General features: G+C 67.9%; 9 protein-coding genes. All 9 read left to right on the top strand.

The features are described from left to right. Positions 1 to 17 precede the first annotated feature (17 nt). Genes EDD34_RS14570 through EDD34_RS14530 form a run of 9 tightly spaced genes read left to right on the top strand, consistent with a single transcriptional unit; the run spans position 18 to position 8773 of the window. Positions 18 to 260, top strand: coding sequence for an acyl carrier protein (locus EDD34_RS14570; protein ID WP_123815215.1), 243 nt, complete (start codon positions 18 to 20; stop codon positions 258 to 260). Beyond that, positions 257 to 1594 carry an aspartate aminotransferase family protein gene (locus EDD34_RS14565; RefSeq protein ID WP_246012448.1) on the top strand — a complete coding sequence of 446 codons (1338 nt, stop codon included), beginning with the start codon at positions 257 to 259 and terminating at the stop codon, positions 1592 to 1594. Before EDD34_RS14570 ends, EDD34_RS14565 begins: the two co-directional genes overlap by 4 nt. A gap of 17 nt (positions 1595 to 1611) precedes the next feature. Continuing rightward, a complete protein-coding gene (locus tag EDD34_RS14560) occupies positions 1612 to 2640 on the top strand; it encodes a hypothetical protein (RefSeq protein WP_123815214.1) in 1029 nt (342 codons plus the stop codon). Beyond that, a complete protein-coding gene (locus tag EDD34_RS14555; protein ID WP_211341599.1) occupies positions 2637 to 3392 on the top strand; it encodes a thioesterase II family protein in 756 nt (251 codons plus the stop codon). Before EDD34_RS14560 ends, EDD34_RS14555 begins: the two co-directional genes overlap by 4 nt. Then, positions 3389 to 4828: an MFS transporter gene (locus EDD34_RS14550; protein ID WP_211341598.1), complete on the top strand. Its 1440-nt coding sequence runs from the start codon at positions 3389 to 3391 to the stop codon at positions 4826 to 4828. Before EDD34_RS14555 ends, EDD34_RS14550 begins: the two co-directional genes overlap by 4 nt. Before the next feature lies 1 nt (position 4829). Beyond that, on the top strand, positions 4830 to 5318 hold the full coding sequence (locus tag EDD34_RS14545) for a DUF6790 family protein (protein ID WP_123815213.1): 489 nt from the start codon (positions 4830 to 4832) through the stop codon (positions 5316 to 5318). Further along, complete coding sequence (locus EDD34_RS14540) at positions 5315 to 7729, top strand: ABC transporter permease (RefSeq protein ID WP_123815212.1); 2415 nt, start codon at positions 5315 to 5317, stop codon at positions 7727 to 7729. Before EDD34_RS14545 ends, EDD34_RS14540 begins: the two co-directional genes overlap by 4 nt. An 11-nt stretch (positions 7730 to 7740) precedes the next feature. Beyond that, positions 7741 to 8508 carry an ABC transporter ATP-binding protein gene (locus EDD34_RS14535; RefSeq protein ID WP_123815211.1) on the top strand — a complete coding sequence of 256 codons (768 nt, stop codon included), beginning with the start codon at positions 7741 to 7743 and terminating at the stop codon, positions 8506 to 8508. A gap of 25 nt (positions 8509 to 8533) precedes the next feature. Beyond that, a complete protein-coding gene (locus EDD34_RS14530; RefSeq protein WP_123815210.1) occupies positions 8534 to 8773 on the top strand; it encodes a phosphopantetheine-binding protein in 240 nt (79 codons plus the stop codon). Positions 8774 to 8834 lie beyond the last annotated feature (61 nt).

Genomic DNA, 8834 nt, shown 5'->3' with positions numbered 1-8834 from the left:
CCCGAAAGGAAACAGACATGACCAAGGACGAGATCAAGACCGTGCTCATCAAGGCGATCGCCGGCGAGCTGTCGATCGCCCCCGCCGACGTCGAGGACGACGAGGGCTTCATGCAGCTCGGCGTGTCCTCGGTGCAGGCGCTGAAGATCGTGAACGGCCTGCGCAAGGAGCTCGACATGGACATCAACCCGGTCGCGCTCTTCGAGTTCAAGACGGTCGACGACATCAGCGCGTACCTGGCGGAGGAGCGCGCTTCGTGACGGCCACCCTGGACACGACCTCGAACCTCGCCTACCACGACCGGGTCAAGCAGATCCTGCCCGGCGGCGTGCACTACAACTTCAACATGCCCTGGGCGGAGGTGCCGATCCACTTCAGCGGCGGCCGGGGCAGCCGGTTGTTCGACGTCGACGGCAACGAGTACCTCGACCTGTACGCGCGGTTCGGCGCGATGATCCTGGGGCACTCCAACGAGGAGTACATCGAGGCGCTCTCGGCCGCGATGCGGGACGTGCTGTGCGTCAGCCACACCGATTTCGACGCCGACGTGCTCGAACTCATGAACCAGCACATTCCCTGCGCGGAGATGGTCCGGTTCGGCACGTCCGGCTCGGAGATCCTGCAGATCGCGATCCGCCTGGCGCGCGGTCACACCGGTCGCAACAAGTTCGTGCGGTTCGAGAACCACTTCCACGGCAGCTACGACAACATCATGGGCGGCCGCGTGCCCGACCGGTCGAACCCCGTCCCCGTGGACTACCGCGGTGACTACAAGGGGACCGTGGGCCGGGCCGAGAACGTGATGGCCGACCAGTCGTACATGCTGCCGTGGAACGACGCCGAGGCGCTGGAGGCGTTCCTCGCCGAGCGCGGCGAGGAGATCGCCTGCGTGCTCACCGAGCCGGTGTGCGTCAACGGCGGTTCGGTCGAACCCGCCCCGGGATTCCTGGCGCGGGTGCGCGAACTGTGCACGCGGTACGGCGTCGTGCTCATCTTCGACGAGATGATCACGGGCGTCCGGATGGGGCTCGGCGGCGCCCAGAAGGAGTTCGGCGTGACGCCGGACCTGGCCACGTTCGGCAAGGCGATCGCCGGTGGCGGCGTCCCGATCGCCGCGCTGGCCGGCAGGCGCGAGATCATGCGGCTGCTGGAGAGCAAGAGGGTCATCCACGCGGGCACGTTCAACGGCTACTCGCTGGGCGCGGCCGGCGTGCGGGCGACGTTCCAGATCCTCGGTCGCGACGACGAGGCCGCCCTGACCGGGATGCGCCGCCGTGTCGAGGCGATGCACGGGATCCTCCGCGACGAGGCCGAACGCGTGGGCCTGCCGCTGATCGTGCAGGGCCCGCCCGGGCTGGCCTCGTTCCACTGCCGCGAGACGCCGCTGGAGACGCCCGCCCAGTACGACTTCGACCTCATGGGCCGGGACATCATCCTCACCACGGCGCTCCAGCGGCACGGCGTCCTCGTGTCCACCGTCTCGCGGATCTACGCCAACGCACAGCTGTCCGACGCCGACGTCGAGTACTTCGCCGAGCGCGCGCCGAAGGCCCTCGCCGAGGCGAAACAGCAGATCGACGACATCTACTCGTGAGTCCGGAAGGAAAGATCGTGTCCGAAACACCTGTGTCCGAGACCGTGGAGCGGGAGACCGGGGCCGAGGCCGCCGGGCCTTCGACCACGTCGCCGGCCCCGAAGCGGCTCGGCCTGAAGGGGTACGCCAAGTACCTCTGGCTCTTCATCGTCCTGACGGTCGGTTCGCTGTGGGGCGTCGTGACGCTCTACATCATCGACTACGAGCGCATGGCGTCGATCCTGGGATCGCTGGAGGCAACCACCAGCCCCGTCGTGGTCATCGTGCTGCACACCCCGGCGATCGCCGCGCTCGTCGTGCTGCTCTGGTACGACGGCTGGCGTGGGGTGGCCAACTACCTCCGCACGTGGGTGCCCCGGAAGAAGGACCTTCCCTGGATCCCCGTCCTCATGGGTCTCATGCTGCTGTACATCTTCGTGGTCCGGTGGCTGTGCCAGCTGTTCGGCATCGAGGTGCCGCCGGAGCCGATGAGCTTCGTCGACGGCCTGGTGCGGTTCTTCGAACTGTTCTACATGGAGATCGGCATGATCGCCATCGCGATCGGCTGGTTCGGCTTCTTCCTGCCGCTCATGCACCGGGCCACGGGCAGCCGCATCGGGGCCGGGGCCCTGACCGGCCTCGGCATCGGCATCTTCATCGCGCCGGGCTACATGCTCGAGTCGTTCGAGCAGGCCACCGCGTGGACCGTGTACACCGCGCAGCTGTGCGTGCTGGGCATCGGGATGGCGCTGCTGCTGAGCAAGATGAAGGGCAACACGCTCTTCTTCCTGCTGCCGTTCTGGGTGTCGGCGTCGGGCAGCCACTTCGGGCTGTACATCTTCATGGTGGAGACGCAGTACGTGCAGATCGCTCTGTTCACCCTCCTGGTCTTCGTCCTCTACTTCGTGCTGAAGGCGCAGGGCCGCGGCAAGCTCGAACCGATCCACACCTTCCCGGAGTACCTGGAGAACGAGTACACGACCCGCGTGGGCGCGCCGTTCCCGGGCAAGGGCGACCGCAGCAAGGAGCTCGCCGCGGCGAAGGGGAAGGGGCCGGAGCCCGTATGAGCACCTCGGTGCTGTGGAATTCCCGGCCGTCGGACGTCGGGCGGCAGATCGTCATGTTCCCGTTCCTCGGCGGGTTCGGCGCGTCGTTCAACGGGCTGACCGGAACCCTCGAGGAGGACTGGGACGTCTGGACCGTCAACCCTCCGGGGCACGGGTCCAGCACGCTCCCGCCGGTGCACCGGCTCGACGACCTCGTCGACCTCTATCTCGGGAACCTGCGTGACGTCCTGAAGCCGGGGGCGGTGTTCTTCGGGCACAGCATGGGCAGCGTCGTGGCCTACCACGTGCTGCTCGCGATGGCGGCGGACGCCGGGTTCGCCGGACGGCGTCCGACCGACCTCGTCCTGTCGGCCTCGGCGGCACCCCGCCACCTCCCGGTGCAGGGATACGGCGCGCTGCCGGAGGACGAGCTGATCCGCCACCTGCGGTCGTTCGGGACGTTCCCCGAGGAGGTGGTGCAGGACGCGGACCTCATGGCCATGCTCGTGCCCGCCTTCCGCGCGGACTACCAGGTTCTCGAGGACGCGCGACGCCGTCCGGTCACGCTGCTGGACGTCCGCACGCGGCTGATTCTCGGTGCCCTGGACTCCCAGACCCCCGCGGGTTCCACGGAGGCGTGGCAGGACTACCTCGCCGCGCCGATCCGGCACCACCTGCTCGCGGACCAGGGGCACATGTACGTGCTCGATGCTCCCGCGCGGGTGGGCCGGATCCTCGACGAGCTGAGCGGTGCCGCGGTGGGGGCCTCGTGAGCACCACGGAGAGCAGCGTGTCCGACGACGTCGCCGAGGACCCCGCGGGGGCTGCCCCGAGCGGCGCGGCGCCGCCGTCGGACACGGGACGGCCGGCGCCGCCGGCCGCGGAGATCGCGCGCAACTTCCGGGCGTTCCTGCTCATCTGGGTGGCGCAGATGCTGGCGCGGATCGGCAACGGGCTGACCGGGTTCGGGCTCGGCGTGCACGTCTACCAGCAGACGAGTTCGAGCACCGCGGTCGCGGCAGTGACCCTCGCGGCGTTCCTGCCCGGGGTGCTGCTCACGCCCTTCGCGGGGGTGCTCGCCGACCGGTTCGACCGGCGGCTGCTGATGATCCTCAGCGACACGCTGTCGGCGGTCGGCCTGGTCCTGCTGCTCGTCGCGATGGCCACCGGCTACGGATCCGTCGCGGTGATCTGCGCGTGCGTCGCGCTGAGCTCCGTGTTCACCTCCGTCATGGACCCCGCGTACCGCGCGACCGTCAGCGACCTGCTGACGCCCGAGCAGTACGCGCGGGCCGGCGGCATGGTGCAGCTCGCGGGGGCGTCGCAGTTCCTGCTCTCGCCCGCGATCGCGGGGGTGATCATGGTGGTGTCGGACGTCCGGACCGTCATCGTCATCGACCTGGCCACGATGGTGGTCACGATCGGCGTGATGCTGATCGTGTGGCGCACGGTGCGGGCGCGGCGCGAGCCGTCGTCGGACGACGACGCCACGACGCGGACGGGCTTCTGGGAGGAGTTCCGGTTCGGCGTGACGTTCCTCGCCCGGAACCAGGCCGTCACCGTGATGATGCTGCTGATCACGCTCGTGACCTTCTGCATGGGGTTCCTCCAGACGCTGCTCACGCCGATGGTGCTCGACCTCGCGGACGAGGAGGCGCTCGGCGTCGTCCGGTCCGTCGCGGCCGTCGGGATGATCGTCGCGAGCATCGTCATCAGCGTCTTCGGCATGGGGACGCGGCACCGCGCCTACATGGCGGTCGCGCTCGCGTTCGGGGGCGTGGTCGTCGCCGGGATGGGGATCACCGAGAACGTGCTGCTGATCGGCGGGTTCGGGTTCCTCTTCTTCCTGACCCTGCCGGTGCTGAACACCAGCGTCGAGGTGCTGGTCAGGTCCGCGATACCGAACGAGACCCAGGGGCGGGTGTGGGGCCTGGTCGGCCTGATCTCCCAGCTCGGGTACATCGCCGCCTACGCGGTCTCGGGTGTCCTGGCCGACTACGTGTTCAACCCGCTGCTGCTGTCCGGGGGCGCGCTCGTCCCGGCCCTCGGCGACGTGATCGGCGTCGGGGAGTCACGAGGAATTGGCCTGATGTTCATCATCGTCGGGCTGCTGCTCATCGTCATGGCTGTTGTGATCTACCGGGTGCGAAGCATCCGGACGATCGAGGGCGAGTTCGCCCGCCACGCCGCCGAAACCGAAAGGCATTGAGATGTGGATCGTCGTAATCATCGGTGGTGGGGTGCTCACCGCGGTCATCCAGATGGCGATACAAGGGTTCCCGTCCGACCAGACGTACGTGCTGCGGACGCTGCTGCTGCACCAGTTCGTGGTGTCGCACGGATTCATCGCCGTGGCCGGCTTCATCATCAACGTCCTCTACCCGGAGCGGACCGCCGCCAAGCTCGGCTGGCCCAGCGGCCCGTTCCAGATCAAGTACGGGTTCGCGCAGCTGGGACTCGGCGTGATGGGCGTGATGGCGATCTGGTTCCAGGGAAACTTCTGGGCCGGGGTGCTCGTCACGCTGTACATCTACGGTCTCAGTGGCCTGTGGACGCATACCCAGGAGATCATGCGGAAGCGTCGTGAAACCGGGCGCCTCGACTGGATCGAGACCGGCAACATCGTGCTCGACGTGATCTACCACCTCGTCCTCACCTGGATGTCCCTGCAGATTCCAGGAGTTTGGAGCTTTACGTGACGAATCGAGCGAGGAACAGGGAGCCCCTGTATCTCCGCTATGCGTCCAACGATCTGATCAGGAACAAGGGTGTCAACGCCGCCCTGATCGTCATCCTGATCCTCAGCGCCTTCCTCATGGCGACGGGATCGATGGTGATCGAGAGGCTCGCCGGCTCGGTCGGCGGACTCTTCGAACAGGCGAAGCCGCCGCACTTCCTGCAGATGCACAAGGGGGAGTACGACCAGGCGGCGCTCGACGCGTTCGCCGCCGAGCACGACGAGATCGACTCGTGGCTCGTCACCGAGATGCTGGGCTACGACAGCAACGCCCTGGCGTGGGAGCGCCCCGGCACGGGTGAGGGCGGGGACCTGAGCTCGAGCCGGTTCGACAACCTGTTCGTCACCCAGAACGACGGTTTCGACTACCTCGTCGACGAGAACGGGGACATCCCGGAGCCGGCGCCGGGTGAGGTCTACGTCCCGGTCAAGTATCAGCAGGCGTTCGGGATCGGCACCGGTGACGTGCTGACCGTCCAGACCGGCGACGGGCCGTACTCCCTGGACGTCCAGGGAGTCGTGAAGGACGCCCAGATGGCGGCGTCGCTCAACAGCGCGACGCGAGTCCTGGTCTCCGACGAGGACTTCCAGCGGCTCGAGCAGGCAGGCGGAGCGGCGCCCGAGATCATCGTCGAGTACCTGCTGACGGACGCGGGCGGGGCGAACGACTTCCAGGCCGCGTACGAGTCCGACTCGGCGCTGCCGAAGAACGGCCCGGCGATCACGGATCAGCAGATCCAGATCATCAACACCTTCAGCGACGGCCTCGTGGCGGTGGCACTGATCCTCGTCAGTCTGATCCTCGTCGTGATCGCGCTGCTCAACCTGCGCTTCGTGATCTCCGGCACCCTGGAGGACGAGGTCCGCGAGATCGGCGCGATGAAGGCCGTCGGCATCCCCGACCGGGCGATCTCCGGCCTCTACCTGTCCAAGTACAGCGTGATGACCCTGATCGCGTGCGTCGTCGGCGGCGTTCTCGCGATCTTCGCGACCAACTTCCTGACCCAGAGCGTGCAGGCGAACTACGCCGCCGCGCCCGTGGGCCTCGCGACGTTCCTGGTGCCCCTGCTCGCGCTCGCGGCCGTCTTCGTGATCGTCGTCTCGATCTGCCGCAACGTGCTCCGCCGGGTGAAGAAGATCGAGGTCGTCAACGCGCTGGTGCACGGCAGCACGCTGGACGAGAAGCAGACCGCCCGCCGCGCCCGCCGCCAGGCGCGCTGGGTGCGCCGGAGCGGCCTGGCGTCGTCGTCCGGCACGAGCATCGGCACGCGCCTCGCGTTCCTCGACCTGCGTGCCGAAGGCAGGCAGTGGATCCTCGTGCCGGTCGTCTTCTTCCTGACGGCCGTGCTCATCACGCTGCCCACCAACCTGCTCAGCACGTTCGAGAACCCGCAGTTCGTCACGTACATGGGGGCACCCGAGCGCGACCTGCGCGTCGACGTGCAGTTCCAGGACGACGTCGACGACGTGCGGCAGGAGGTGCTCACCACCCTGGAGGGCGACGACCGGCTCACCGACCTCCAGGTCTACGCCAACGTGCTGTACCGGACCGAAGGCGCCGAAGGGATGGAGAGCCTGCCCGTCGAGGTCGGCGACTACTCCGGAGCCACCGTGCAGTTCACCGAGGGCGGCGCGCCGGCCGCCGGGCAGATCGCGCTGTCGGCGCTCAACGCGGACAGGTTCCAGCTCGGCGTCGGCGACCAGATGACGGTTGAGCGTGCGGGCGAGTCGACGTCCGTCGAGGTCAGCGGCATCTACCAGGACGTCACCGCCGGCGGGCAGACCGCCAAGATGCAGGGCGAGGTCACCGAGGGCGCGTCCGCGTACGTCTTCTCCGCGGACGTGACCGACGAGGCCTCCCCGGAGACCGTCGCGGCGGAGCTGGGGGAGCAGCTCCCCACCGCCGTCGTCTACCCGATGCGCGACTACATGGAACAGACACTCGCCGGGATCACCGACGCGTTCCGGAGCGCGGCATGGCTGTCCCTCATCTTCGGAGTCGGTGTCGCGATCCTCATCACCAGCCTGTTCCTCAAGCTCCGCCTCACGCGCGACCGGCCCAAGATGGGCGTGCTGTCCGCCATCGGGTTCTCGGCGAGCGAGATCGTGGCGCAGATACGGCTGAAGACCCTGCTCGCGGTCGCCGTCGGGACCGTGCTCGGGCTCGTGTTCGCGGCGACCGCGGGTGAGTCGATGGTCGGCGGCATCCTCGCCACCGCGGGACTCGGGATCTCCGACCTGTCGTTCATCCCGAACGTCTGGCTCGTCTACCTGCTGTATCCACTGATCCTCCTCGGTGCGGGATATCTCGGCGTCGTCCTGCTCACCGCCGGTATCCGGGGCGCCGACAAGAGCCAGTGGCTCCGAGGATGATGGGAGAAATCATGAACCAGAACGTGACGCTCGAGTCACAGGCGCTCACCAAGACGTACTTCTCGACCGAGCCCCCGACCGAGGTGCTCCGCGGGATCGACCTCTCCGTGACGGCGGGAGAGTTCCTCGTCATCATGGGGGCGTCAGGCTCCGGGAAGTCGACGCTGCTGTACAACATCAGCGGCATGGACCGCCCCACGGACGGAAAGGTACTGCTCGAAGGGCGCGAACTGACCTCCCTGACCGACGCGGAGATGAGCAACGTCCGCCTCACACAAATGGGCTTCGTCTTCCAGCAGGCGCACTTCCTCGCCAACCTCGACGTGCGGGACAACATCCTGCTGCCCGCGCTCAAGGGCGCACCTAAGGGGAACAGGGCCGCCGCGATCGCGCGCGCCGACGCGCTCATGGAGCGGTTCGGCATCGCGCACATCGCGGACCACGGCATCACCCAGGTCTCCGGCGGCCAGCTGCAGCGGGCCTCCATCTGCCGGGCGCTCGCGGGCGAGCCGTCCGTCCTGTTCGCGGACGAGCCGACGGGCGCGCTGAACAGCAGCATGTCGACCGAGGTCATGGACACGCTCACGGACGTGCACCGGGGCGGGACCACGGTCGTCATGGTCACCCACGACCCCGCCGTCGCCGCCCGTGGCGACCGCGTCATCTATCTGAGCGACGGCCTGCTGGTGGACTCCCGCGACGCGGGTCCGTGGCAGGAGGAGAAGGCGCAGCAGCGGGAGGACGACCTCCTCGCATGGCTCAGGAACCTGGGCTTCTGAGAACCCGACACCCAAGGAGAGACCGATGAACGAGACCGCATTCAAGGAAGCACTCGCCACCTTCGCGACCGAGCCGGCCGAGAACCTGTCCATGACGGACGAGCTGGACGAGATCGGCATCGACTCGATCAGCGTCTTCGAGCTGATGATCAAGCTCGAGGACGTGGTGGGCGAGCACGCCACGAAGATCGACGACGACATGTCGACGGTCCAGGACCTCTACGACCACGTGCGGAAGGCGGCGGAGCTGCACGCCTCCGCCTGACCGCACCCTTCCCGCCACGCGGGACCACGCGAGGTAGTACCCGGCGACGGACCGCAGTGCC

This window comes from Myceligenerans xiligouense (assembly GCF_003814695.1).
Taxonomy (GTDB): Bacteria; Actinomycetota; Actinomycetes; order Actinomycetales; family Cellulomonadaceae; genus Myceligenerans; species Myceligenerans xiligouense.
This window is presented reverse-complemented; position numbering and strand designations above follow the sequence as displayed.

Bases quoted from the DNA above. Each gene is read 5' to 3' on its own strand.
- EDD34_RS14570 (WP_123815215.1), top strand. From the start codon at position 18: ATGACCAAGGACGAGATCAAGACCGTGCTCATCAAGGCGATCGCCGGC.
- EDD34_RS14555 (WP_211341599.1), top strand. From the start codon at position 2,637: ATGAGCACCTCGGTGCTGTGGAATTCCCGGCCGTCGGACGTCGGGCGG.
- EDD34_RS14545 (WP_123815213.1), top strand. From the start codon at position 4,830: ATGTGGATCGTCGTAATCATCGGTGGTGGGGTGCTCACCGCGGTCATC.
- EDD34_RS14535 (WP_123815211.1), top strand. From the start codon at position 7,741: ATGAACCAGAACGTGACGCTCGAGTCACAGGCGCTCACCAAGACGTAC.
- EDD34_RS14530 (WP_123815210.1), top strand. From the start codon at position 8,534: ATGAACGAGACCGCATTCAAGGAAGCACTCGCCACCTTCGCGACCGAG.